The sequence below is a fragment of the Sphingobium sp. B10D7B genome, assembly GCF_025961955.1.
Lineage (GTDB): Bacteria > Pseudomonadota > Alphaproteobacteria > Sphingomonadales > Sphingomonadaceae > Sphingobium.
This window is the reverse complement of the sequence record NZ_JAOQOQ010000001.1, coordinates 77562-99355: the sequence shown is the minus strand read 5'-3', so window position 1 is coordinate 99355 and position 21794 is coordinate 77562. Positions and strand designations below refer to the sequence as shown.

The window sequence follows — 21794 nt, the reverse complement described above, 5'->3', positions numbered from 1 at the left end:
TACGCCCTCAAAAACGACATTCGCTGGGCCAAAGCTGCTCGTCGAAACCCGTCCTGCTTTCATCCACCTGTCGGGGTCCGCGACCGACAATACTTGGGTCCGATGCCAACCAAACTCCGTCGTTCAGAGCGAGCGAAGCTAGCGTCTGATCCGAACAATAGTAGCCACTCGATCCTCTTCACCCCATCCGGCGGAACGCGCCGACCTAGCGGCCGTTCGCTCATCTTCATGCGGTCCCTGAAAGCCGCCGGTCGTTCATCTTAACCGGCCGACCGGTTTCGGGGGCGCCGGTGATCGGTGTGGATGGCTGCAAATTGGTGGTTAGCTGCCATTCACGCTAGTAGTGTCTTACGCGGTTAGAAGGACACGCAGTTGATTGCTTTATTGATCTTGGCCAATGTGAGCCGTTGCGCTGCGCCGACGCTCTGTCCGACCGATAAACAAATATTGGCCGCAATTCGTAACCGCGACAGCGCGGTCGTCCAAGCCGCCTCCAGCCAAGCGGCCCAAGACGACCCGAGCAGCGTCGTACTGATCCATTCGGAACGCATAAAGCGAATAGCCGACGTATTGTGCAGTGACGCCTTGCCTAACGATCTTCCGGGAAGTCCAACTACTATCAACTGCGCGTTCGTAGTTCGGTATTGGAGCAGAGACGCTCACACCGTGGCGCGGATGATCCGCCAAAGCGACGCTTGGGAGATAGACGACGCTCTAATGGTGACACGCGACCGTCGATAAGCCGGGACGTCCGCAATGTCGTCGTGTCCGAACAGTCGGCTTATCAGTGAAAAACGCTTTTAGCTGCCGTGGTCCGGAAAAGCGACGATGGGGCAGCGGCCGCCGACAAAGCGGTCATTCAGCGCGACTTCTATTCTGTCTGAAAACCGACATTCGTTCATGTGCTGGAGTCTGGACCATATCGATGCGGGCTCGGTCCATTTGCCGAGCCCGCACTGAGACCTGGGTATGTTAGCCCAATTAGATGCTTTCGGAACCGGTGTAGCGCCAGTCGCGCCGCATTTTACGCGGTAAGGCACGTGTGAGTTGGCATTTTGACCAATCCAGCAGTTGCTTTTTGCGCGCCCTGAAATCCGGCTCGGATACTAGATGCGCATCACGATCACGGAACAGCTGACGAAGTTCTTCACCCACGGTGATGGGCCGAAAGACACGTAGTAAGAAAGGCAAATCCGTGCGGAGCGGCCTCACGGCATTAGAACCTTATCGACGACGTGGATGACGCCATTGGACTGGTTGACGTCTGCAATGGTGATGCGGGCCTTGCCGCTTTTCGTATCGGTCACCCACCAGGCACCCTTAGGATCCTGCGAGAGGGTGATGTCCTGGCCTTCGACAGTTTTGAACATCGCTTTGCCGCCGTGCATCTTCGCCATGGAAGCAATTTCCTTAGCGTTATGCTTGCCGGGCACGACATGATAGGTCAGCACCTTGACCAGCATGGCTTTGTTCTCGGGCTTCAGTAGATTGTCGACAGTGCCGGCAGGCAGCATGGCGAACGCCGAATTGGTTGGCGCAAAGACCGTAAAGGGCCCTTTGCCGTTAAGCGTGTCGACGAGGCCTGCGGCCTTCACGGCAGCGACGAGTGTCGTGTGATCCTTCGAGTTGACGGCATTTTCGACGATGGTCTTGGTCGGATACATGGCTGCGCCGCCGACCATCGGATTGGCTGCTGCGACGGCAAGCGTACCGATCGACGTCAAGGCAAGGATGCTTGCGATCCGCAGGGCTGTGCTAGATTTAGGCATGAAGACATGTCCTCTCTCAAACTCTCGCCCCCGGTGATGGAGACGAAACAGTTACGAGAGGGTAGCGGCCACGGATGCAGTCGGGCTCAGATTATGTTGATCGAGCCGGCGGCCACAGGCGCAGAGCTTGGCGCCTTGTGCGGGGCGCCCTCGCTCTTTTCGAGCGTGATGGCGAGTGTGGCGCCGTCTTTCAACAGGGGACGCAACTGCGGTGCGACTATGATGCGCTTTGAACCCGTCGCTGAGACAAGGCCGAGCGACCGTGGTACATTGTCCGCCGGGATAATCCAGAGTTCGGGCGAAAGCGGGCTTGACGGCATCTTAAGCGCTCGAATGCTGAGCTCGCCGCTGCTCATGTCGTAATTGACGGCGAATTGGTGCGCGTCCTCCCCCGTGCCCAGCTGTGCGATGGCGGGCTGGCCAGCGCGGGCAACCTGAGTTTGCGTCCGTACGGGGGGTGGCGCAGGACGGAACAGCGGGAAGATCGCAAGGCAAGCGGCGATGGCGCCCATTGCCAATGTGCCTAGTCGCCAAGCGGCCAATTTGCGCCGGATTGCGTCGGGCTGGCTCAAACTTGGCGCGCCGCTGGTCTGTAGCCGCTGCTCGATCGCGTGCCAGAGATTTGGCGCGTCGGTGTCGTCATAGCCATCGAGAAGCGGCTCGAAGCGGGCCTCCCAAGCGAGCACCTCGGACCGGAACGCTGGATCGGACACTTGCAGTCGAAGCGCGATGGCGTGATCCGCCCCGTCCAGGATGCCGAGTGCCAGTTCTGCTGCGAGCATGTCGCGCTCTTCCCGAGTGAGTGCTGCGTCAGCCATCGCCGATGCACTCCTTGAGCTGCGCGAGACCGCGACGGATCCAGCTCTTCATTGTGCCGAGCGGGACATTCATACGATGAGAGAGCTGCACATAGGTGAGGCCGCCAAAGAAGGCCGCGCGGATAGCGTCGGCAGGGTTACCGCCGAGTTCCTCCAGGCAATGGACGATGCGCGCCTGGCTCTGCGCCTCTTCGATCTGTTGCGGGGCGCTGGCGCGCGTGTCGGCAATCGAGCCAGCATCATCGATGACGATGATCGTCTGACGATTGGCACGACACCAGTCGATCGCTCCGTTGCGCGCAATGGCGCACAGCCATGTGATCGGACTTGCCTTGGCCGGATCGAAACGTCCGGCGCGCTGCCATATTTTGAGATAGGTTTCCTGCACGATATCCGCCGCCACGTCCCGATCCTGACAGATACGCAGGCAGACGCCGAATAGCTTCGCGCTGGTCATATCATAGACCTGCCGCAGCGCGGCTGGATCGGCTCGCGCGACCTGGGCCAGTGCTGCCACCAGCTTTTCGCGGTCACGATCGGCAGCCTCGGTCATATCGTTCGGCGGCTCTCCCAGAGCGCGAGAGCATAGCGACGTGTCACGTAATGCATAGGGAATTCAGATCGCAGCTGGCCGGACGCACCAGGAAGGGAGTGGCCGGCCAACCGCAGTAATAATCAGGCCGCGAGCGGCGCGAGGTGTGGGCGGCGCGTACGTAGTGCTGTGCCCACAAGGGCAAAGCCGATGATGAACAGCGCCCAGCTGACCGGTTCAGGGACGGCTGCCACTGCGCTGGAACTAGCTGTCACGAAGGACGAGCTGCCAGGCGAGAAGGTGTTCACCCGGTAGATGCCGTTGCTGCTCTGGTTGAAGAATGTAACCGTGTTATGATTGCTGCTGCCCGTGGTCTTAAATGTGACGCCCGTGCCATCAAGAAAACTTGGGCCAGTGGTGAAGTAATTGCCGTAACTGCCAGTTGGAGCGACGATGTCGAAGCCGTTCACCTGGCCGGTAATGCTGGCAATGACGTAGGCGGTCTGACCACCCACCATCATTGGGGTGTCAGACGTTGTGAAAACCCCGCTGCCGTTCACCGAGCCACCGAACAGGGGAGTGCTTGTCGCGAAGTTGAACATATACTGCGCGGCGTGAGCCGGCAGGCTACATGACAGGGCCGCAATCGCGACGAGCCCGCTTGCCTTTTTTAACATCAGTCGTCTCCCACATCTGTCGTCATGCAGGCGACAGAAATGTGCCCGCGTGATAGATACGGGCGTGGAGTTCGGGCGGACGCAGACGTGGTAAAATAAATGCTAATGGCGCTCGTTGCTTCTGGCATCCACTTCGAAGCGTCGCAAATCGCCAACTAGCCGTCGTTCGCGCGGCTGCGGGCATTCGCTGACATCTCCTGTCATTCATATGAATGAACCGGCTTCCCAAGGAGGTCAGGAAGCCGGAATTTTCAGATTTCGGTCCGTTCGGACAGCGTCAGAGCATCATCGATATCTACGCCGAGATATCTGACGGTATTCTCGATGTTGGTGTGGCCGAGTAGGATTTGCACTGCCCGAAGGTTGCCTGTGGCTTTGTAGATCAGTGCCGCCTTCGTCCGCCGCATCGAGTGCGTGCCATACTCTCGTTTGTCGAGGCCAATCGTTGACACCCATTCGTCGACGAGGCGCGCATATTGCCGTGTGCTCAAATGACCGAGGTAATCGATCCTGCTTGGGAATACGAAGTCGCGGATCGTCCCGCCGCGCCGATCAAGCCATGCCTTCAGGCTCTTGCGTGCCTCGGACATGATCTCGAATTGTACCGGACGACCAGTCTTTTGCTGGATGACAGTCGCGCGATCACGAAATGATCCTGCACTCATCAGGTCGCCGATCCTGATCTTGACCAGATCACAGCCACGCAGCTTGCTATCGATTGCCAGGTCGAAGAGCGCCCGGTCGCGTAGACGCTTATTTTCGTCGAGATAGAAACGGATGGCCCAGATATCGCGCGGCTTCAATGGGCGCTTTGGCCCAACATTCTGCCCTGCATTCCAAGGGCGCCGGTCATGTATGGCGGGATCAAGGTCTGAATGTCCCATGATAGTTCTCCGATGGCCAAAATTGGCCGGCCGGAAGATATCGGAACGTCACTATGTGCGGCGATTTGAGCCTCGCGACATCTTGCCAAATTTTGCCAAACCCGCTATATCATAGGCCATGTCAACGATGAACATCTCGCTTCCGGACGCGCTCAAAGCGTTTGTGGACCAGCAGGTAAACGTGCGTGGTTACGGCACGAGCAGCGAGTATGTGCGGGAGTTGATCCGCAAGGATCAGGACATTCAGCGCCTTCGCGAAATGCTTTTGGACGGCGCCAGTTCTGCAGCCACCGCGCCAGTCGACGCCGGATATTTCCAAGGCCTTCGTAACCGTGTGACGCAACGCGCGGGGGCGTGACTGCCAAACTTGTCATACCGCGCGCCAAAGCGCGGGAGGATGTGGACCTTGCGGTCGAGCATTACACGCACGAAGCTGGCGCGGAAGTGGTCTTCGGCTTCATTGATGCTCTTGAACAGGCCTATACATTCATCGGGGAAATGCCAGCGGCAGGATCCCCGAGGTGGTCTCATGAGCTGAACTTACCGGGGTTGAGGACCATAGGGCTGAAAGGATTCCCGTGGATCGTTTTTTATCTTGAATTCGAGACCTATGTAGATGTTTGGCGCGTGCTTCACGCCAAACGGGACATGCGTTGGAAGCAAGGTTTCGGTTACCCAATAGCTGCCGCTCATTCAGGTGAGCATTACTCACCAAATGTGAAACGGTCAGGTGGCAAAGAAGCCATCGTCATATTTGTTCACAAATGGGCTGCGTCTTGTTCGCCTGCGAGGTGCACGATGGCATTGGGGGCGCACATTCGCTTTAACTCTTAGACAGACGGTCCTCGCGCATTACAATTCCTTGATTGAGTAGGATTTCGAAGCGCTGTTCGTCGAGCGGCGGCGCGAAGAGGTAGCCTTGTCCCACCGAACAGCCCAGTGTCCGCATCATCACTCGATCGGCCTCAGTCTCAATGCCTTCCGCGACGACGCGCGCGTCGAGCGCCACTCCGAGCTTCACGATGCTTTCAACGATGACGTGCTTGACATGGTTGTGCGCCACTTCCCGCACGAAACTACGATCAATCTTTATCTCGCTGAGTGGAAACCGTTCGAGATAGCGTAGGTTGGAATAGCCCGTGCCGAAATCGTCGATCGAAATGCCGACCCCCAGGCGCCGCATATGTTCGAAGGATCGGCGTATATCGTCCGACTCAGGGGCCATCAGCTCTTCGGTAAGCTCCAGCGTCAGCCATTCGGCCTTGCACCCGGTTTCGTTGAGCACCTGTTCGACAAAGGCGACGACGTCCCTTCGCGTGAACTCCATCACCGACATGTTGAAAGCGAACCGGAGCGGTATCCGACGATTTTGATTGACCCGCGCTGCATACGTCGCGAGCGTACGCAGGCCCCACGCTCCGATCTCCATCATGGCGCCGGTCTCTTCAGCAACGGCGATGAACCGGCCGGGTAGCTGGAGGCCGAATGCGCCGTGGTCCCAACGGAGCAGAGCTTCAGCGCCGATCAGGTCACCGGATTGCAGATCGACCTGGGGCTGATAATGAAACAGCAGCTCGTCATTGGAAACGGCGGATTGCAGTTCGTTCGCGAGCCGAATGCGATTACGCGCGTCTCGGTCATCTGCTTCCTCAAACGGATGGGGGCCGTGGTCGGGCGTCGCTTTGGATCGTTGCATCGCCGCACCTGCATGCCGGACCAGTAGAAGAGGATCGGTTCCGGCGAGCCCGACAGCGAAGCCAGCGGCAAACTGCACTGTAAGCGATGCGCCAGGCAGGACAAATCGGGGTCTCAGCAAGTCGAGGACCTCATTGACGATCTTGCCCGCACGGCTGGCATCATCGAGCGCGAAGGCCAGGATGAAGTTATTGCTGCCGACGCGAGCGATAGCCAGGGCTGGCACAACAGCCAGACGCGCTGTCGCCGAACGAAGCAGCGCATCACCGACATCGTAACCGAAACCGTTGTTGACGTCACGGAACCGCAGGACGTCGAGCTTGATGACCAGCAAGGCGGAGTTCGCCGACATTTCGATCTGTGCCAGCCGGTCGAGCAACCCATAACGATCCAGCAGTCCGGTAAGCCGATCGACACCCGGTGCGTGCGTGACATCCCGGATCAGGCCCACGAAATGCGTGAGGCGCCCTAGGTAGTCCCGAAACGGCTCCAGACGCAAAGCATTGCGAAACATCGTTCCGTCCCGCTTGTAGTTGCGCAGTGTCACCGAGCAGGCGCGCGCCTCCGCAAGCGCAGCCCGTATTTCCGTAAGTTCCGGCTGCAACCGATCGCTTCCCTGGAGATAGCGGCAGTTCTTGCCGATGACTTCGTCAACAGAATAGCCAGTAATTTTTTCGAATACTGGGTTTACCAGGACTATGGGCTGCCCCCGGAGGCGCATGTCCGCGACGAGCAGGCCATCGCTGACATGATCGAGCGCAAGTTTGGAAAAGAGCTCTGTTACACACTGGCCTCTGCGCCCACCGAGGAGGCGAGGCCATCGCAGCAACGGGGAACCAGTTCTACCGGGCTCCACGATCGTGCCGTCGGCCGCATCGGGAGTCATCTCGCAAACAGGCTTTCGAGTTTCATCGCGATGAGCGCGTAAAGATCAGATCTCATCCCATGCCTCCGTGCTAGAGGATGATGCCGTGGTGCCGACGTTTCAATTTCAGCGGCGCGGCGTTTCGAGACAAATCGACGCCAGTTTCGTCGGGATACGGCAAACGTCTCGTGGCCTGGTCGAGCGGGTCACCAAGCTGCGATATCCGGTAAAGATATTTTTGGATTTACGTGTCGCTCTGAGGTGCGGGCGAAGACGCGTCGTCAGCAAGCGGAGGCATCTGACATGCAGCCTGAAGGCTACTTTCTATGAGGCGAAGATGCGCCAGGACCGTATTTTGCAGCTCGCTGCATGCCGACACGATTGCAGAGGCATATTCTTGCTGGGTTGCCCCAAGGTTTCCATCGAGCTTGAGAAGCTCAGCAAATCCCGTGATGTGGGTGAGCGGTGTCCTGAGATCATGCGACAAAGTGTGGAAGTAGGTATCGAAAAGAGAGTCCTTGCGGAGCGGAACATTTTGCCATTGCTCAACAGCGTTTTGTATCATTTGCTGAAATCTCCACGCTGGGGTGGCGAGACTGCCGCGCTTTATGTCTTTTCACTTATCGTGAGCCTGCGGGAACGAGTTGCCATCGCCTCTTGGCACCACGATGTCGTCCCGCAGCGCTGTTTTCAACTTCGCTGATGCGACCATTCAGGACAGAATAGCGGCTCTTTCGACGTTGATCGGCTCTCCGCCTCCGCTGCTGTGAAAGCGCATGCGATACTCCAGGGGCGTGACGCCCATCCTGCGCAGGAATGCCCGTCTGAGCGTAGTCGTCGAGCCGAACCCGGCAGTGTAGGCAATCGCTTTTATCGGAGCGGAACTTTCTTCCAGCAGTCGTCGCGCAATATCGATCCGGGTCAATTCGACATATGCGATTGGGTTCATGCCGAGTTCGGCGCGGAACAGCCTGGAGAGATGGCGCGAGCTTACGCCAGCAATCTTTGCAAGGGTTTCAAGGGTCAGCTTCGCGCGGGGATGTTCGAGGATGTGAAGTCTTATCTTGTCGATCGGGCTGTTGGAAACAGTTTGTGCGGTCAACAGTGCGCTGAATTGCGACTGACCGCCGGGTCGCTTCAAGAAGACGACCAGCCGCCGTGCCACCCAAAGCGCCAGTGCCCGCCCGTGATCCTCCTCGATCAACGAAAATGCGAGGTCTATCGCTGCGCTTACCCCTGCGGAGCTGAACACTGGTCCGTCGCGCACGAAGATGAGGTCGGGTTCCACCAGAATGTCCGGAAAGTCGGCGGCAAGGCGTGCAGCATACTCCCAGTGGGTTGTCGCACGACGACCCGCCAGCAATCCGGCATGAGCCAGCAGGAAGGCCCCGGTGCACGTCGATCCGTGACGCCGGGACTGCCGTGACTGCTCCCGCAACCAATCATTGACTGCTTCGCTTTGGGGCGACGGGACGCCATATGGCCCTGCTACAATCAAAGTGTCGCACGGCTCTGTCTCGTCGTAGATGCTGGCGTCAGGCAGATAAACGATGCCGGAGGCGCTTTGCTCCGGCATGCCCCATTCTGTCACCAGCTTGACGCGATAGCGATTACCGGACCCCATTTTGCAATTCGCTTCAAACAGCGCGTCTCGTACACCGGCTATTTCCAGCAGATGAACGTTGCTTGGGGCAAAGATTGTGACGAGCATGGCCTGAAGCGCTCCGCGGCGACGCAAGATCACCGATCAGAAACACGATACGCCTCGGGTGCTCAATTACCTACAACAATGGGGTCTGTCAGAGCAAATGCAGCTGCGGATGTCCGAGCGGCGCAGCTCGACATAGCATGTCAGCTTCTGCTGCCGTTACCCATGGCAGAGCATAGCTCTTTTAATCCCCTTGAACTCAGCCAGTGCGTACAGATGCGACCGACTTCGCCTTAATCTCGGACATTCGCTGGCGGATTTTGGCTTCCCGGTAGCTGCCGTCTGTTCATCGGCCCATATTGTGGAGGCGCAAATATTACCTGGCCGACAGACGATGCGAAGTGTTGCCAGGCATCCGCTTTTTCCGGTTCTTCCTCTTCTACAGGACTGATGATTGGGAGCCGAGAGTTCCAATCAGAAGGACCCTAAGACATGAACCAGCAAATTGGCCGACATCCTGACCCTATCGTTGATAGCCTGCGCCCCGGAACGCCAGATCCCGGCCACGGCAAAGATGGCGGCAAGCAGACGACCGAGATCATCGTAAATGCCCGCGAACGCTCGGTACGCGGCGAAAAAGTAACCTTCGAGCAAATCGTGCGCATCGCCTTTCCGCAGAACGAGCCGCAGCCCGGCCAACCTTTCGTCTACTCAATGACCTACCGGCGCGCCGCGTCGATCCCTCATGCAGGTGAATTGGGTCCCGGCGGCATCGTTACTGTGAAGAAAGGAACCATCTTCAATGTCACGCGAACCGTTCAGTCTTAGTCCTGACTTGAAGCGACTGCGTGACGAGGGATACGCCGTTCAGATTAAAGGCAATCTGCTCGTTCTGACCGGCGTGCCTTATGTCGACGCTGCTCGTGAGCTTCGCAGCGGGACCCTCATTTCGACGCTTGTCATGGCAGGCGATGTGACCTGCCGGCCCGATACGCATGTCGTCTGGTGGGACGGGGATTTTCCCTGCACTCCCGACGGCGCCCAAATCTACGCGCTGCGTCACCGGGATCAGCGTTGCGACCTCGGTCACGGAGTTAGCGCAAGTCACAGTTTTTCAAACAAACCTGTCGAAGGATATCAGGATTATCATCACAAGATGACGACCTACGTGGCCGTGATTTCTGGTTCGGCTGCGACGCTGGCACCGGGAGCGAATGCCCGTCCCTATGCGGTGCCCGAGCCCGAAGATGACAGCCCTTTTCACTATACCGAAACAGCGTCATCTCGTGCCGGCATCGGCGCACTGATGGATAAGCTCGCACCCGAAAGGATCGCGATCATCGGCTTGGGCGGCACTGGCTCCTACGTTCTCGACTTCGTGGCGAAAACGCCGGCTGCCGAGATTCATCTGTTCGATGGGGATACTTTTCTCCAGCACAACGCCTTCCGTGCTCCCGGCGCTTCATCGATCGAAGAACTTCGCAAGGCCCCGCTCAAAGTTGATTATTTTCAGCGCATCTACGGGCACATGCACCGTCATATCGTGCCGCATCCAGTGAAGCTGAATCCTGACACAGTCGATGCATTGTCCTGCATCAGCTTCGCTTTCATCTGCATCGATGACGGTCCCTCGAAACGGACCATCATCGACCGGCTTGAAGCGATCGGCGCTTCATTTGTCGATGTCGGCATGGGGCTAGAACTCGACCAGAGTTCGCTGGGCGGTATTTTGCGCGTGACCGCGAGTACGCCTGAAAACCGCAGTCATCACGGTCGTATCGATTTTGTCGGTGGCGGGGGCGACGATGTCTACGCGTCCAACATCCAGGTGGCAGACCTGAATGCGTTTAACGCATTGATGGCCGTGATCAAATGGAAGAAGCTTCGCGGCTTCTATCGCGATCTTGAGCAAGAACTGCACAGCACTTACACCACCGACGGCAACCTGTTGCTCAATGGCGAACGGCCGTGATCAAGCATTCCGCATTGGATCACCAGTTCGTCCGGGTTATCCCGGAAACCTTGGTGCCGGGGCAGCTCTACGTCGCGATGGATTATGGCATGGCTGTACATAGCTGCGCCTGCGGCTGCGGTGCGGAAGTTACGACGCCGCTTGGTCCGACCGATTGGTCGATAATCTACGACGGCGAAACCGTCACGCTACATCCATCAGTTGGCAACTGGAACCTGCCTTGCCGGTCGCACTACGTCATTCGCCGTGGAAAGGTTATCGAAGCGCCACCATGGACTCCCGAGCAGGTTTCGGCCGAGCGCGCACGTGATGCGAAAGCAAAGGCCGACCACTACAGCATAGTCTCGGATCCTTCGTCGGCGGCGTCCCCGGCGCCAGCTGTCAGCGGATGGCGCCGCTTGTTGCGCCTCCTCATTAGTCGCATCTGATCCTCTATTGCCCGGCCTCGTTGGCCGGGTTAGTCATACCGCTAGCTGCTTGCGTGATCGAACGGATCATGTTGGCTGCTAGGGGTTTGCACTCATGGCGCGCTTACAAATCAACGGCTATGTCCTGCCGGCTGAGCGCCGCGCCTTTGAAGCCTATGCCGCCCGCTTCGGGTTGGATGTCGCCACTCTCCTCCTCATACTTCTGATCCGCGAGCTGCGTGTTCGCCGGCTTGAGTCCTTGCGCGAACGCTACGATGTCGCCGCACTCGTCGAGAAGGAAAAAGTCACCGCTCATATCAAGGTCGACGCCATCAAGCGGGGCGTCGTCGATCTCGCGCGTGATAGCGGACTAAGTGAATCTCGCCTTTGCGCAATCCTTGTTAGAGCCGAGCTTGTGGAAACTTGGTTCGACTCGATACTTTCTGTGTGACTCAACTTGAGTCATATGAATTTCTTCGATAGAGGTATGGAAGGGGTAACAATGAATGAGGAGATGAGGCTATGGTCGCTCTGAATCCTCGAGTCAGCAAATTCCGGATCGGCGATCTCGCGCTGGACTCGGCACTCGAACTTGAACGAGCGCGTATTGGCGGCACCTTTACCGCCGGTCCTCTCGAAGCTTTGGCTGACGCGTTGCAACAAACTTCGTTCGATCCGCCGCCGGGCGTGATGGTTTCTTCGATGCGGCCAGGCTATTTCGAGCCTTTCGATCGGGTGCAACGCAGTCGCGCGCCGTCGGCCGAGCGGAGCACAGACGACATTCGCAACCTTGTGGAATGGGCTGTGACCGAGTTGAAGCGGGTCGCAAAGACGAGCGGGCGTGACGAGCAAGCCGGCGAACTCGTCAACTTCTGTGTCCAACTGCATCAGGAATTCGTCGGGCGACCGGCTGCGGAGGCAAGATTTGGCCGAGCACAACGAAGCATCCCTTCTTCGGCTGGCATCCGCTAAGCGCCGCGTCGCCGCTTTTCTCAAGCAGGTTGCCGAGCTGAGAGCATCGAGCTTCCCGCACGATGACGGCGACGATGCGCTCGATGCGATCGAGTCGGTATTCATAAAGGAACAGGCACGTCTCGACATACCGCCGGGCGTGCAAGATGCCGTTATCGACGAGATGTGTCTGCACGTCACCAAGCAGCTATCGGCCCATACAGACATTCTCGGCTTCATCTTGCGCTCAACCAACGTACGCAACCCGTTCGAACTGCATTTTGCGCTGGCGAAGCTCGTTAAGATGGCGATCGGCAACGAGGTTCAGGTCCTGATCTCGTCCGAATGGGACTTCATTCCTTTCACCTATCCGATGAGCCTTGAGTTTCTACCAACCTTTGTCCTGATCGGAAGTCCCGCGCCGGAATCCGGTAATGTTCTTATAGCCCCGTTGGCCGGTCACGAGATTGGCCACACCGCATGGCGCGAATATGACTGCGTGAACGCCTTCGTCGCGCAGGTTTCTATCGAGGTTGACGCAGCGCTAAAGCGCCACCCTTTGATCGAAAAACGCCTGCTCCAAGAAGCTCAGCTTGACGTCCTCGGTCGCAGCCTCATTGTTGATCGCTGCGGCGACAGCGCCCAGATGCAACTCGAAGAGATATTCTGCGACCTGTTCGGTCTCTTCGTTTTCGGGTCGTCCTATATGTTCGCCTACGATTACTTTCTGGCGCCGGGCGACAGCAAAAGTTTCCTGGACTATCCGCCTGACCATAAGCGCATGACCATCCTAGGTAATGCGGCAACTGAAAAAGGCATAGCGTTCGATCGGCTGCTGCTTGAGCGCTGGCAGACTGCGACGATCGACGCCAGTCAACGCGACATGGAGACCATTGTCGGCGAGGTCGTCGATACACTCGTTCCCATGATGCGAGACGCTCTATTCGCCGAGCTTGAACACCGGCAGATCCCGCGACCTGACGCGGCACGTATCGCTGCCATACGCGGCGCATTCGACCAGCTCGAACCCTATGCGGAGCGCGCAACGCTCGCCGAAGTCGTATCTGCAGGCTGGTCCTATCTGCGCGACAAGAAGGGTCTGGCAGACAAAGCGCAGTGGAGCGAATACGAGGTGCTCAGCGACCTGATGCTTAAATCGATCGAAGTCGCCGAATTTCTGGAGAGGTTGGACAGCGATGCTTAGCGCCTCTGAAATCGTCAACCGCTTGAAATTGGGAAGTGGTCACCCGAACCGATTATCGATCGTGCCGTGCCCACAGCTGGAACGCCTTGAGGAGCGTGGAGGGACGTCCATCGACTTGCGGCTAGGACGATGGTTCCGGTCGTTCAAGCAAAGTCAGCACAATCACTTTCAACTCTGGCGTGATAGTGATGCCAAGAAGACTTCGGCTGATCAGGGTGCGCTTCGTTCCAAGGAACATTTCGTCCGCTTCGGTAGCGAGTTTGTCCTTCACCCTGGCCGCTTCGTGTTGGGCGTCACTCTAGAATGGCTCACCTTGCCCTCGACACTGTCGGGCTACGTGACCGGCAAGTCGTCATTGGGCCGGCACGGCCTAGTGATCGAAACCGCGGCCGGCCTCCATCCCAATTTCTCAGGTTGCCTTACATTGGAGCTCGCAAATGTCGGCGAGGTGCCGCTAACCATCTCGCCTGGCATGGAAATCTGCCAGATTTTCCTGCACAAAACCGATGGCGGTGAAGGCCACAATCCAGGCACCTTCTCCGGTCAACGCAAGCCGTCAATTCGCATGCCATCGGAAGACAAGGTGTTTGACCGGCTGCGCGACTTCGATGCCAGAAGCCGCGCAGCCGCAGGCCGGTCTTAGCCCTGCAAGGAAATCAATGCTGCCTGAGCCTCGGACGACAAGGTGGAGTTCGCGACAGCATCCGCAAACTTCTCGCGGGAATAGCTTACCGCCGCACCGCGACGAGGCGAGCTGAATGCCAGTTTGGGCTGTCGCAGCGGCCGTGACCAGGCCTGGAAGACCCGCTCTTCTGGCACGCCGATGAAAGCCGCGATCCGCCTCGTGAGTGGCATTGGTATCGAGCTCGGTTCGATGCGACGATCATCAAGCTTACGAGCAAGCATCAGATCAAGACCGCATGCGTCCGCCAATTCATGAAGACTCCGGCCCACCGCCACACACATGCTGTTCAGCGACAAGCCCCGGACGCGCGGCATAACTGGGGCGCCGGCGTGGGCGAGCTGCTCGCGCACCTGCACGCCGAGCTTCGAGGACAAATCTGCGACCATGGCCGGAGAAAGTGTTTCGGCTTCCGGCAGGACCTCTTGTTCTGCCCAGATCACCGAAAATCGCAAGATCTCGGGCTTGAACGTGGGAAAGCGATCGGCGAAGGCGAGGGTCGCCTCGCGCGTCGGTGCTGCGACCTCGTCCACGAACCGGGTCAGGATGTCCTCCAGCTTTTCGGTTGAATTGCGGATCATGTTCAATTCCTTCGGAACGAGGCAAGAGCGGCTTCGGCCTTGCTCAGCCAATTTCTAATCGTGCGGGATGACTTGCCGAAATATCCCGCCAGACTCGGATCATTGGGATCCTCTTCGTCAGGCGGCTCCGGGCCGATCTTCCATCCTTGATAGTGTCGCATCACGAATACGCGGCGCAGATGTGGGTCGAGAGCGCGCAAACCCTCAGCGAGCTGGGCAAACTCCTCGGGAGAGAGCTGGCCATCGGGAGCACAAGCCATTGCGGCGTCGTTTTCTTCGTCCAGCTGGTCGAACCGAGCAACGAAACTCCGCTGCTCCACACAGGCGGACAAACGGATCCGTTTCAACACCATCCAGAAGCGCACCTGGGCAAAGTCGCTGCGATCGTCATCCGCCAGCAAGAGTTCGGTCAGCCGACACAGAACAGTCTGGATAATGTCCCGTCGTTCCTCTTCATCAAAGCCCTTCAAACCGGCAGCCACAGGGGCTAGCGAACGGTCAATAAGAACCTCCATAAGGTCGGCGACGGTCGTCCCATCATGCTCGGCCAAAGCCCTGCGCACGAAAAAGACCAAGGCTTCCGGCGACAAAAAAGCCTGGTCGTTCGCGACATTGATTTGCGCCCGGGCTACGAGATCGTGCGACGACAGGTCAATCGCAGCCTCGATCTGCCGAATGGTCTCGGGCAAACGGCGATATTCCGCATTACGCGTCAAGGGCTTGAGTATCACCTCACGTGCAGACCGGACCCGTGTTTCAGCTCTGGCTGACATTGCTCGTTTCTGCTCCATTGCCACAATCATGACTCTAGTCCGGGCTGCGAGCAAAAACCGGAAGAAAAAAAGCGATTGCGTCAGCCGGCACTCAATTATCGATAAATTTCAGTAGCCAGCCCCTAAGGACAGCGATGCCGATTGTTATGATGTGTGCGGAACTCAGCCGAATGAATAGCCGCCTCGGTTGCTGAAGAGCGCTCCCGTCCGAGGTCCTAGCCGGGACAGCGGAGTCCGGGCGCACGCACGGAGGCATCGATCGAACAGATATAGAGCGGCGACCGCGGCGACCGCGGCGACTATTCTGGCGACATATCGCTTGCATACCGAATGTTGCGAGGCTGGAACGTGAGTATTGGAAGGGTGGGAACTTGCGCGCCTGCCTGACCAACTAAAGAGGCAACAAGTGCCCGAAAGTAGGGATAGGCCGCGAGCTTACCCACTCGATCCATAAACAGCTCCGCCATATGTTGGTCACATCCTCCTTCCACGTGATAGCTCACAAAATAGCGCGCCCCGACATGAACGACCCGCTTTCTTCGACGGCGAGATACGGCCTCGAAACGAACGAAGCCCTTAATCACACCACCTTCTTCGACTGTCACTTCAACCTCATACGGCCGCAGCGTATGATTGAGCGGCCCGTCGTCAGAATCGAGTGCCTGCGGGCTCATATCGAAACGCGATTCGGTCATCCAGATCCCCCGAAGCGTAGCCCGGCCTGTAAGCGCATTGTAAAGCTTGGCATCTACTGGAGCTTTGGCGGACATCGAGCTCAACCTACCTTCGACAAATGTGACTCAGCGTCAAACCACTCGTTTGATCGAGACGAACGTGGCTCGACCTCTGCATGTCCAACCTCGACGACGTTCGCGCGCGCGACGGCAAAGGGAGTGACGTCAGTTGCTATCATCGTCCATTCCGTCTCGCTGCTCGGCAGGCCGGCGTCGTGGCCTGCAACGGCGCGTTCGAACTCGCGCCGGGACATGATCACGGGCTCTTCGCCAAGATGGTGATAGATGCGTGCCACGGTGCGGATCGTGAGATTGCTAGCCTCGTCTCCGAACATTTGGCTGATGCGAGCGACGCTCACGCCAAGCCGGAGGGCAAGATCTCGATATCGTAGCTGCTTCTCGTTCAACAGACGCTGCATTTGCGTCTGTGCCATCAACAGAAACGCTTCTTCGAATAGCCTGTCTTCGCAGTCGAGCTCTTCGCGATTGGTCGTTCTGGCCATCATGTGCTCCTTGGTGGCTTGACGGATGAAAGCGGTAGCTGCCCCTGCCGGGCATCTGTCTGAACGACACGGCCTCGAGGCGCGGGGGGCAAGCCTCCGGGATCGATGGAAATTGAAGTCACGAAAAAGATGCGGTCGCTCGCATGCCCCCGCACGACAACGCCCCGCGCCTCAAAGGCGCCTTGGCGAGCAGCTCCTGGGATTTGAGCGCTGCGCGGCAGCCAGTGGAAGGCGCCAGCGGGAAGGTCCCGTTCCCCATGATCGCAGAAATGCTCGAGCATGACGATCAGCCGGGCCCTAGCCGTGGGGCATCCAATGGCAGCAAAAACGTTCCACTCCGCATCGCGCATGGCCAAGCTCCAGCGACGCCCTGTGATTCGCGTCGTTGCCAAGCCAGCCTCGATTTGAACGTCTCGACGCGGCATCGCCCCGACCCTTCCGGGTTAAGATAGAGCTTAATTCCCAAGCGGTCCAATGGTTTCATGATAGCCATCGCCTATTTTGTATGTAGGCTTGAAACTGAACACAGAGTTAATGTATATCTTAACTCTGAAAGGGGGCGGTACAGGGGCAATGACCCCGGAAAGGTGAAACTATGAGTTGGTCCAAGTCTCGCGCGAACGATCGCATCCGCAAGTTCCGGGAGAGCGCGCCCGAGGTGAAGGTAGAGCGTTACGCCGACGAATATCTCCCCCGGTTCGTTCGCATGCGTGACTTGGAGAAGGCCCAGGGGCGTACCGGCCCGGAAAATCCCCCGTTGTTCGATCTTCCTGACAGCGCCGCCATCCTCGTCGATACGGTGCAGGTCTATGTCCGGTTGCTCAACTACGACGACTTCCGTCTGGATCAGGGGCGTGAGACACCGGCAAGCCATGCGCGGGGCCTGGCAGTGCTCCACACCTTGTACGGCGCCGCCGATCGCATGGTCGAAGGCGCCGGAGCCCACCGTGTCGACTATCACGGCGCCCGCCTCCACGCTGTGGTGATCGAACCGCGGGGAGAGGCGTCCGTTGGAGAGCGCGTCGCCGCTGCCTTGGACCTTGCCGAACAGATGGTCGAACTGGCTCGCCTTGGTGGCCGCCAGTTCCTGGGTGATCTGGCGCCCCAACTGCGGTTCCGCGTCGGTATCGATATTGGCCCTTGCGTGGCCATCAATAGCGGTCGGCGGGATGAACGCGAGCCTATGTTCATCGGAGGTGCCGCGAACCACGCGGCAAAGCTCGCGATGGGCGATACCGAAGGTATTTATCTGTCGGATCGTATCCGCGGTCTGTTTGGACTGCGCCGCACTCCGACGCTTCCCGAGGAACGCTCGGTCGCGGCGACGCCGCTGGACCTGATGTCGCTCCGTGCTGCCGCGGTGGACAGCGGCCGTATCGTGGCAGCATCTGTCCGCTTCGACGAGTGGGTCGGAGACTCTACGGAACGTCGCTGGACTTCGCTCTCGCCGACTGACTTCACCTTCCACCAGCACACGCCGCCCCTGCGCTCAATCGATTACGGTGCGCTTTCGCCAAGCCGTTCGATCCGCATGCCTCTTGCAGCCATCTTCGCTGACCTCGACAAATATACGGCCTATGTCGACCGTTGCATGGCGACAAATCGGCTCGGTGAAGCGGTTCGACTGCTGCATGTCCTGCGCTCGGAAATGAACGCCGTCGTCCAATCCGACTTCGAAGGGAGGAAAGTGCGGTTTATCGGAGACTGCATCCTGGCGATCCTCGCCGAGGGCGACGCGCGAGAAGTCGACGTCTGCGCAACCGTCAGCCAAGCGGCGTTGTGCGCGGGCGCCCTACGTTCCTCTTTCGACCTTTGTGGAGAGATCATGCCCGAAGCGCGAAACCTGGGCCTTGCGATCGGCTTCGAGACAGGTTGGACGCCGGTGTCACGGATCGGCATTCGTGGCGATCGGGCAGTGCGGGTCGCTTCGAGCCTTGCCATTCGCGAGTCTGAGGCCTGCCAGCGCGACTGTGATGGGCATCAGACGCGCATCGGGCCGAACGCCTATGCCAACGCTAATCCGGCTGTGCGCTCTTTGTTCGGTCCAGGGCGCACTGCTGATGATCTGGTCTATGACGATGTGGCAACCGGTATTGAAGGAAAGCGGGTCGCTGCAACCGTCGCCGGCGCCCCGGCGGCGCGCGGAGGTGCCGGAATCCTCGCTGGCACCGCTGCCGCGGCCGTCGCAACGCCAGCGCGTGCGTATTTTGAGGAGTGAGCATCGAAGCCCAACTGCGGAATGCGGCACCGAGTTGGGCGGCCCTTCTGGCCGTCGGGCCGGACGGTGTTGATTGGATAGTAGCGCCCCCGCTGCCGAGCGGCAGCGCCACTCCCGCCATCATAGTTCGCGTTGGAGCAGATAAGTGGTTTCTCTTTGTGTCCGAGCGCACTCCTGGAGAGAAGCTCCCACAGCGTTGCCCCGAACTGCATATCAATCCAAACTCTCGGTTCTGCTTGGGGCGGGCCAGCTATCACGTCGATCGCCCCGCCGAGGTTGAAGCGTTCTGGCAGGCTCTCGGCGAGTATCTTGTCAACCAGCATCACGCCGCTCGGCGTCGGCGTTGGCCCGCTGGCCGTTGGTTGTCCCATGGTCCGGATGCTGCCGACCGTCAGGCGGAGGTGGAGGCCCTCGCCGCTGCGCACGGCCTTGACGCTGAGTACGCCGCTTGCATGGAGAATGATGAGGGCTGGATCGCTGAGAAGGTGCGCGCCGGCGGACGCATAACGATGGGTCAGGAGTGTCCCAGGGGATGCGTGGACGGCGACGGAGAGCCGGTGCCGTTTCGGAAATGCGACAGACGAGCAGTGCTGCAGCGGATTTTGAAGCTAGAGCTGGCACGGCGTGCTGGGGAGCGCAGCTTCTTCCAAGCACTCCGGGGCCGCGGCATAAGCTGCTGCGGGCGCATCGATGGCTGCCCGTTAGCGCACGCGAGGACGAAGCAATGACGGATAGGATCGAAAACTTCCGCAACGAAGACGACTTGATTGATGCGCTTCTGGGACAGAAGGTCATCCGTGATCGCGATGTCGCGACAGCCTTGGCTCGCGCTGGAGAACTGATCAGCTTCGCACCAGGTGAAGAATTGATCCGGCAGGGCGGAAACGACACCCATTGTTACTTCATCCTGGCGGGTGAGGTTTCGATGACGGTCAAAGGCGAGATCCTCCCCTACGGACGTGGGGCGGGCGATCTGGTCGGCGAATTCACCGCGATCAATCCGAAGATACAACGCACTGCAACCTTGACAGCGCGGGAGGAAGTCGTCGCTCTTCGATGCGATGCAGCCACTCTCAAGGCAGCTGGCAAGGAAGCCCCCGATCTTTGGCGTCTGCTTGCGGTCGAGCTGACCCATAAGGTCGAGCAACGCAACCAATTGATCACGGTGACCAACGAGCGGCCGAAAATCTTCATGATCGCGGCCGAAAGCCGTCGAGAGATCGCCGACGAGCTTAAGCTCGCCCTGTCGCGCGACTATGATGTTGAACTGTGGAGTGAGGTAGATCTGGTGCCGCCGGGCGGTCACGTGCTCGATACCCTGCACGAGAAGGCCCGCGAGGCCGACTTTGGCATCGTGCTCGCGCACCCGGACGATCTTGGTGAGAGACGCGCCCATATGACAGACGAGGAGTGGGACACCATTCGGTTTGAGCTGGGCTATCTCATGTCGGAACTAACGCGGTACCGCACGCTGCTGATGATTCCCGATGGGGGCAATGGCACACCGCAGTTGTTCAAGGGCGTGCAACCTATGACCTATCGTCTGCCGAGCGGCGACGTTCCACTCCAAATCGCCTTGACCCAAGCGGTCGACGCCATTCGCGAGATAATCGCCTCACGCAAGGTCCGTTCCCGCCTTAGGAATGTTAAGTGAGGTTCGTCTCCGGTGAGTATAAATGACTAGCAGTGGGATTCTGGCGATGAAGATCATGTACGTCTCGAACAATCCGGAGCAGGCGGACCCGCTCCAGATTGAGCAGGAAGTGCAAGAGCTTCAGGAAAGCCTGGAGCGGAACGCGGATAGCGAGCCCATCGTGTTTCGTGTCTTCAGCGCATTGCCGGTCGAACGTCTCGCCGAGACTGTACGGCGCGAGCAGCCCGACATCCTCCATTTCTCGGCGCATGGCGAGGAAGGGGCCCTAGTACTCGGGCATGCCGAACTTGATGTCGTCGAAGTCGATGGCCCCCGTTTGGCAGGCTTGCTCAGCGGGTGTCCCAAGAAACCCAAGCTAATCGTGCTGAATGCCTGTTCGTCAAACCAGATGGCGGCCAGCTTGGCGGCAGCTGGAGGGGCGGATTTTGTCATTGGTACGGATGCCCCCATTATGAACGCGGCAGCTCGGGCGATGGTAACCACGCTTTACCAGCAATTGGCCAACGCAGCGTCGATCGCGCAGGCTTTTCGTGTTGCCTGTGCCAATCTTCACGTGATCAGTGGGGGCGCGACCAACGCCTCTCTACACGCCATGGTCGCGCCCGAGGGCGCCGAGCATGTGTGCCTAGTGGACCCGTTTCGGATTGTCGCGTGTTTTCCCATGGTAGAGAAGTGGCTCGATCATTCGCTGCAAAAGCCGGACACAAAGTTCAGGCCCGAGATGCCTGAGGTCCAATTTGGTATCGCCGGGGCTCCAGTGGCTGCACGGCAGACCGTCTTCTTCACGGACGATGAGTCCGTCCGGGATCAAGGAAACGGCTTAGAGTCAGCTCGCAGCTGGATCATTGAGAGCCAGCCCGTGGACGGGGAAATCTGGCTGGACAGCTATTACGCCTATTATGGCGAGATGAACTGGTTCGCCGCTGTCACGACGACCGATGGTAAGGTTGTGAGTGCAGCTTCCAAGATGACCACGGCCTTGGTTCGCTATTATTTGGAAGAGCAGTGGCGTGGCACGTTACCAGACGAGATCGATGCTGTGGTGCGCCGCGCAATCGGCTTCCTTGTGGCCAGTGGCGGTGGCCGCCGTGGACGAGGCGCGCTTCCGCGTTAACCGATGCAATTCAGCCACCCGAGATCTTCCCGGCGTCACACCACGAAATAGGGCCGAGTTCATGCTCCCATTATTTAGATCGTTTGACTGAAGGCAGTGGGTGCGGTCTGAGC

At 58.7% G+C, this 21794-nt stretch carries 25 protein-coding genes; 13 read left to right on the top strand and 12 right to left on the bottom strand.

From position 1 onward, the window contains the following. Positions 1-1208: 1208 nt before the first annotated feature. The 5 genes from M2331_RS00480 to M2331_RS00460 all read right to left on the bottom strand — a co-directional run bounded on the left by M2331_RS00480 (position 1209) and on the right by M2331_RS00460 (position 4680). Positions 1209-1769, bottom strand: coding sequence for a fasciclin domain-containing protein (locus tag M2331_RS00480; protein ID WP_181558481.1), 561 nt, complete (start codon positions 1767-1769; stop codon positions 1209-1211). An 86-nt stretch (positions 1770-1855) separates the two neighbouring features. After that, positions 1856-2551 (bottom strand): anti-sigma factor domain-containing protein, encoded by a 696-nt coding sequence (locus M2331_RS00475; RefSeq protein ID WP_181558480.1) that lies wholly within the window; start codon positions 2549-2551, stop codon positions 1856-1858. 28 nt (positions 2552-2579) lie between these two features. Next, the gene (locus M2331_RS00470; RefSeq protein WP_181558479.1) at positions 2580-3140 is read right to left on the bottom strand and encodes a sigma-70 family RNA polymerase sigma factor; all 561 of its coding nucleotides are present in this window, start codon (positions 3138-3140) and stop codon (positions 2580-2582) included. A gap of 122 nt (positions 3141-3262) precedes the next feature. Further along, complete coding sequence (locus tag M2331_RS00465; RefSeq protein WP_181558478.1) at positions 3263-3796, bottom strand: PEPxxWA-CTERM sorting domain-containing protein; 534 nt, start codon at positions 3794-3796, stop codon at positions 3263-3265. Between the two features lie 251 nt (positions 3797-4047). Beyond that, positions 4048-4680 carry a tyrosine-type recombinase/integrase gene (locus M2331_RS00460; RefSeq protein WP_181558477.1) on the bottom strand — a complete coding sequence of 211 codons (633 nt, stop codon included), beginning with the start codon at positions 4678-4680 and terminating at the stop codon, positions 4048-4050. Positions 4681-4798: 118 nt separating this feature from the next. Here M2331_RS00460 and M2331_RS00455 point away from each other — a divergent pair, with 118 nt between their 5' ends. Together M2331_RS00455 and M2331_RS00450 are read left to right on the top strand one after the other, a co-directional pair. Then, positions 4799-5038: a type II toxin-antitoxin system ParD family antitoxin gene (locus M2331_RS00455; protein WP_181558476.1), complete on the top strand. Its 240-nt coding sequence runs from the start codon at positions 4799-4801 to the stop codon at positions 5036-5038. Beyond that, the gene (locus M2331_RS00450; RefSeq protein ID WP_181558475.1) at positions 5035-5514 is read left to right on the top strand and encodes a type II toxin-antitoxin system RelE/ParE family toxin; all 480 of its coding nucleotides are present in this window, start codon (positions 5035-5037) and stop codon (positions 5512-5514) included. The genes M2331_RS00455 and M2331_RS00450 overlap by 4 nt, the downstream gene beginning before the upstream one ends. Here the strand turns inward: M2331_RS00450 and M2331_RS00445 are convergent. The 3 genes from M2331_RS00445 to M2331_RS00435 form a co-directional block, all read right to left on the bottom strand. Further along, the gene (locus tag M2331_RS00445) at positions 5504-7261 is read right to left on the bottom strand and encodes a GGDEF domain-containing phosphodiesterase (protein ID WP_181558474.1); all 1758 of its coding nucleotides are present in this window, start codon (positions 7259-7261) and stop codon (positions 5504-5506) included. The two genes, M2331_RS00450 and M2331_RS00445, sit on opposite strands and share 11 nt — an antisense overlap. Positions 7262-7484: 223 nt before the next feature. Beyond that, positions 7485-7805, bottom strand: a complete 321-nt coding sequence (locus tag M2331_RS16610; RefSeq protein WP_181558473.1) for a histidine kinase dimerization/phospho-acceptor domain-containing protein — start codon at positions 7803-7805, stop codon at positions 7485-7487. 147 nt (positions 7806-7952) lie between these two features. After that, positions 7953-8951: a GlxA family transcriptional regulator gene (locus tag M2331_RS00435; RefSeq protein ID WP_181558472.1), complete on the bottom strand. Its 999-nt coding sequence runs from the start codon at positions 8949-8951 to the stop codon at positions 7953-7955. A gap of 429 nt (positions 8952-9380) precedes the next feature. Here M2331_RS00435 and M2331_RS00430 point away from each other — a divergent pair, with 429 nt between their 5' ends. From M2331_RS00430 to dcd, 7 genes are all read left to right on the top strand, one after another. Beyond that, a complete protein-coding gene (locus M2331_RS00430; RefSeq protein WP_181558471.1) occupies positions 9381-9716 on the top strand; it encodes a multiubiquitin domain-containing protein in 336 nt (111 codons plus the stop codon). Next, positions 9691-10860 carry a ThiF family adenylyltransferase gene (locus M2331_RS00425; RefSeq protein ID WP_181558470.1) on the top strand — a complete coding sequence of 390 codons (1170 nt, stop codon included), beginning with the start codon at positions 9691-9693 and terminating at the stop codon, positions 10858-10860. The genes M2331_RS00430 and M2331_RS00425 overlap by 26 nt, the downstream gene beginning before the upstream one ends. Further along, on the top strand, positions 10857-11288 hold the full coding sequence (locus M2331_RS00420) for a DUF6527 family protein (protein ID WP_181558469.1): 432 nt from the start codon (positions 10857-10859) through the stop codon (positions 11286-11288). Before M2331_RS00425 ends, M2331_RS00420 begins: the two co-directional genes overlap by 4 nt. Before the next feature lie 94 nt (positions 11289-11382). Beyond that, positions 11383-11718 carry a hypothetical protein gene (locus tag M2331_RS00415; protein ID WP_181558468.1) on the top strand — a complete coding sequence of 112 codons (336 nt, stop codon included), beginning with the start codon at positions 11383-11385 and terminating at the stop codon, positions 11716-11718. Between the two features lie 71 nt (positions 11719-11789). Beyond that, on the top strand, positions 11790-12239 hold the full coding sequence (locus M2331_RS00410; protein ID WP_181558467.1) for a hypothetical protein: 450 nt from the start codon (positions 11790-11792) through the stop codon (positions 12237-12239). Then, positions 12193-13422, top strand: a complete 1230-nt coding sequence (locus M2331_RS00405) for a hypothetical protein (RefSeq protein ID WP_181558466.1) — start codon at positions 12193-12195, stop codon at positions 13420-13422. Before M2331_RS00410 ends, M2331_RS00405 begins: the two co-directional genes overlap by 47 nt. Continuing rightward, positions 13415-14065 (top strand): dCTP deaminase, encoded by a 651-nt coding sequence (dcd, locus tag M2331_RS00400; protein ID WP_181558465.1) that lies wholly within the window; start codon positions 13415-13417, stop codon positions 14063-14065. Before M2331_RS00405 ends, dcd begins: the two co-directional genes overlap by 8 nt. On the opposite strand, the gene M2331_RS00395 is transcribed toward dcd, so the two are convergent. The 4 genes from M2331_RS00395 to M2331_RS00380 all read right to left on the bottom strand — a co-directional run bounded on the left by M2331_RS00395 (position 14062) and on the right by M2331_RS00380 (position 16698). Next, positions 14062-14685 carry a hypothetical protein gene (locus M2331_RS00395; RefSeq protein WP_181558464.1) on the bottom strand — a complete coding sequence of 208 codons (624 nt, stop codon included), beginning with the start codon at positions 14683-14685 and terminating at the stop codon, positions 14062-14064. The genes dcd and M2331_RS00395 overlap by 4 nt on opposite strands. 2 nt (positions 14686-14687) lie before the next feature. Continuing rightward, positions 14688-15488: an RNA polymerase sigma factor gene (locus M2331_RS00390; RefSeq protein WP_181558463.1), complete on the bottom strand. Its 801-nt coding sequence runs from the start codon at positions 15486-15488 to the stop codon at positions 14688-14690. A gap of 269 nt (positions 15489-15757) precedes the next feature. After that, on the bottom strand, positions 15758-16153 hold the full coding sequence (locus tag M2331_RS00385; protein WP_184117225.1) for a hypothetical protein: 396 nt from the start codon (positions 16151-16153) through the stop codon (positions 15758-15760). 80 nt (positions 16154-16233) lie between these two features. Further along, positions 16234-16698: a helix-turn-helix domain-containing protein gene (locus M2331_RS00380; protein WP_181558461.1), complete on the bottom strand. Its 465-nt coding sequence runs from the start codon at positions 16696-16698 to the stop codon at positions 16234-16236. A 592-nt stretch (positions 16699-17290) separates the two neighbouring features. Between M2331_RS00380 and M2331_RS00375 the strand changes: the two genes are divergently transcribed. Genes M2331_RS00375 through M2331_RS00365 form a run of 4 tightly spaced genes read left to right on the top strand, consistent with a single transcriptional unit; the run spans position 17291 to position 21681 of the window. Further along, positions 17291-18913, top strand: a complete 1623-nt coding sequence (locus M2331_RS00375) for a hypothetical protein (protein WP_181558460.1) — start codon at positions 17291-17293, stop codon at positions 18911-18913. Beyond that, positions 18910-19641: an E2 domain-containing protein gene (locus M2331_RS16605; protein ID WP_413716059.1), complete on the top strand. Its 732-nt coding sequence runs from the start codon at positions 18910-18912 to the stop codon at positions 19639-19641. Before M2331_RS00375 ends, M2331_RS16605 begins: the two co-directional genes overlap by 4 nt. Continuing rightward, positions 19638-20567 carry a TIR domain-containing protein gene (locus M2331_RS00370; protein ID WP_181558459.1) on the top strand — a complete coding sequence of 310 codons (930 nt, stop codon included), beginning with the start codon at positions 19638-19640 and terminating at the stop codon, positions 20565-20567. The genes M2331_RS16605 and M2331_RS00370 overlap by 4 nt, the downstream gene beginning before the upstream one ends. A 46-nt stretch (positions 20568-20613) precedes the next feature. After that, positions 20614-21681 (top strand): CHAT domain-containing protein, encoded by a 1068-nt coding sequence (locus M2331_RS00365; RefSeq protein WP_181558458.1) that lies wholly within the window; start codon positions 20614-20616, stop codon positions 21679-21681. Positions 21682-21794: the final 113 nt, after the last annotated feature.

What these genes read in the sequence shown, in the direction of transcription:
- M2331_RS00480 (WP_181558481.1), bottom strand. Translation starts at nt 1,769, where the DNA reads ATGCCTAAATCTAGCACAGCCCTGCGGATCGCAAGCATCCTTGCCTTG.
- M2331_RS00475 (WP_181558480.1), bottom strand. Translation starts at nt 2,551, where the DNA reads ATGCTCGCAGCAGAACTGGCACTCGGCATCCTGGACGGGGCGGATCAC.
- M2331_RS00470 (WP_181558479.1), bottom strand. Translation starts at nt 3,140, where the DNA reads ATGACCGAGGCTGCCGATCGTGACCGCGAAAAGCTGGTGGCAGCACTG.
- M2331_RS00465 (WP_181558478.1), bottom strand. Translation starts at nt 3,796, where the DNA reads ATGTTAAAAAAGGCAAGCGGGCTCGTCGCGATTGCGGCCCTGTCATGT.
- M2331_RS00460 (WP_181558477.1), bottom strand. Translation starts at nt 4,680, where the DNA reads ATGGGACATTCAGACCTTGATCCCGCCATACATGACCGGCGCCCTTGG.
- M2331_RS00455 (WP_181558476.1), top strand. Translation starts at nt 4,799, where the DNA reads ATGTCAACGATGAACATCTCGCTTCCGGACGCGCTCAAAGCGTTTGTG.
- M2331_RS00445 (WP_181558474.1), bottom strand. Translation starts at nt 7,261, where the DNA reads ATGACTCCCGATGCGGCCGACGGCACGATCGTGGAGCCCGGTAGAACT.
- M2331_RS16610 (WP_181558473.1), bottom strand. Translation starts at nt 7,805, where the DNA reads ATGATACAAAACGCTGTTGAGCAATGGCAAAATGTTCCGCTCCGCAAG.
- M2331_RS00435 (WP_181558472.1), bottom strand. Translation starts at nt 8,951, where the DNA reads ATGCTCGTCACAATCTTTGCCCCAAGCAACGTTCATCTGCTGGAAATA.
- M2331_RS00430 (WP_181558471.1), top strand. Translation starts at nt 9,381, where the DNA reads ATGAACCAGCAAATTGGCCGACATCCTGACCCTATCGTTGATAGCCTG.
- M2331_RS00425 (WP_181558470.1), top strand. Translation starts at nt 9,691, where the DNA reads ATGTCACGCGAACCGTTCAGTCTTAGTCCTGACTTGAAGCGACTGCGT.
- M2331_RS00415 (WP_181558468.1), top strand. Translation starts at nt 11,383, where the DNA reads ATGGCGCGCTTACAAATCAACGGCTATGTCCTGCCGGCTGAGCGCCGC.
- M2331_RS00410 (WP_181558467.1), top strand. Translation starts at nt 11,790, where the DNA reads ATGGTCGCTCTGAATCCTCGAGTCAGCAAATTCCGGATCGGCGATCTC.
- dcd (WP_181558465.1), top strand. Translation starts at nt 13,415, where the DNA reads ATGCTTAGCGCCTCTGAAATCGTCAACCGCTTGAAATTGGGAAGTGGT.
- M2331_RS00395 (WP_181558464.1), bottom strand. Translation starts at nt 14,685, where the DNA reads ATGATCCGCAATTCAACCGAAAAGCTGGAGGACATCCTGACCCGGTTC.
- M2331_RS00390 (WP_181558463.1), bottom strand. Translation starts at nt 15,488, where the DNA reads ATGATTGTGGCAATGGAGCAGAAACGAGCAATGTCAGCCAGAGCTGAA.
- M2331_RS00385 (WP_184117225.1), bottom strand. Translation starts at nt 16,153, where the DNA reads ATGACCGAATCGCGTTTCGATATGAGCCCGCAGGCACTCGATTCTGAC.
- M2331_RS00380 (WP_181558461.1), bottom strand. Translation starts at nt 16,698, where the DNA reads ATGATGGCCAGAACGACCAATCGCGAAGAGCTCGACTGCGAAGACAGG.
- M2331_RS00375 (WP_181558460.1), top strand. Translation starts at nt 17,291, where the DNA reads ATGAGTTGGTCCAAGTCTCGCGCGAACGATCGCATCCGCAAGTTCCGG.
- M2331_RS00370 (WP_181558459.1), top strand. Translation starts at nt 19,638, where the DNA reads ATGACGGATAGGATCGAAAACTTCCGCAACGAAGACGACTTGATTGAT.
- M2331_RS00365 (WP_181558458.1), top strand. Translation starts at nt 20,614, where the DNA reads ATGAAGATCATGTACGTCTCGAACAATCCGGAGCAGGCGGACCCGCTC.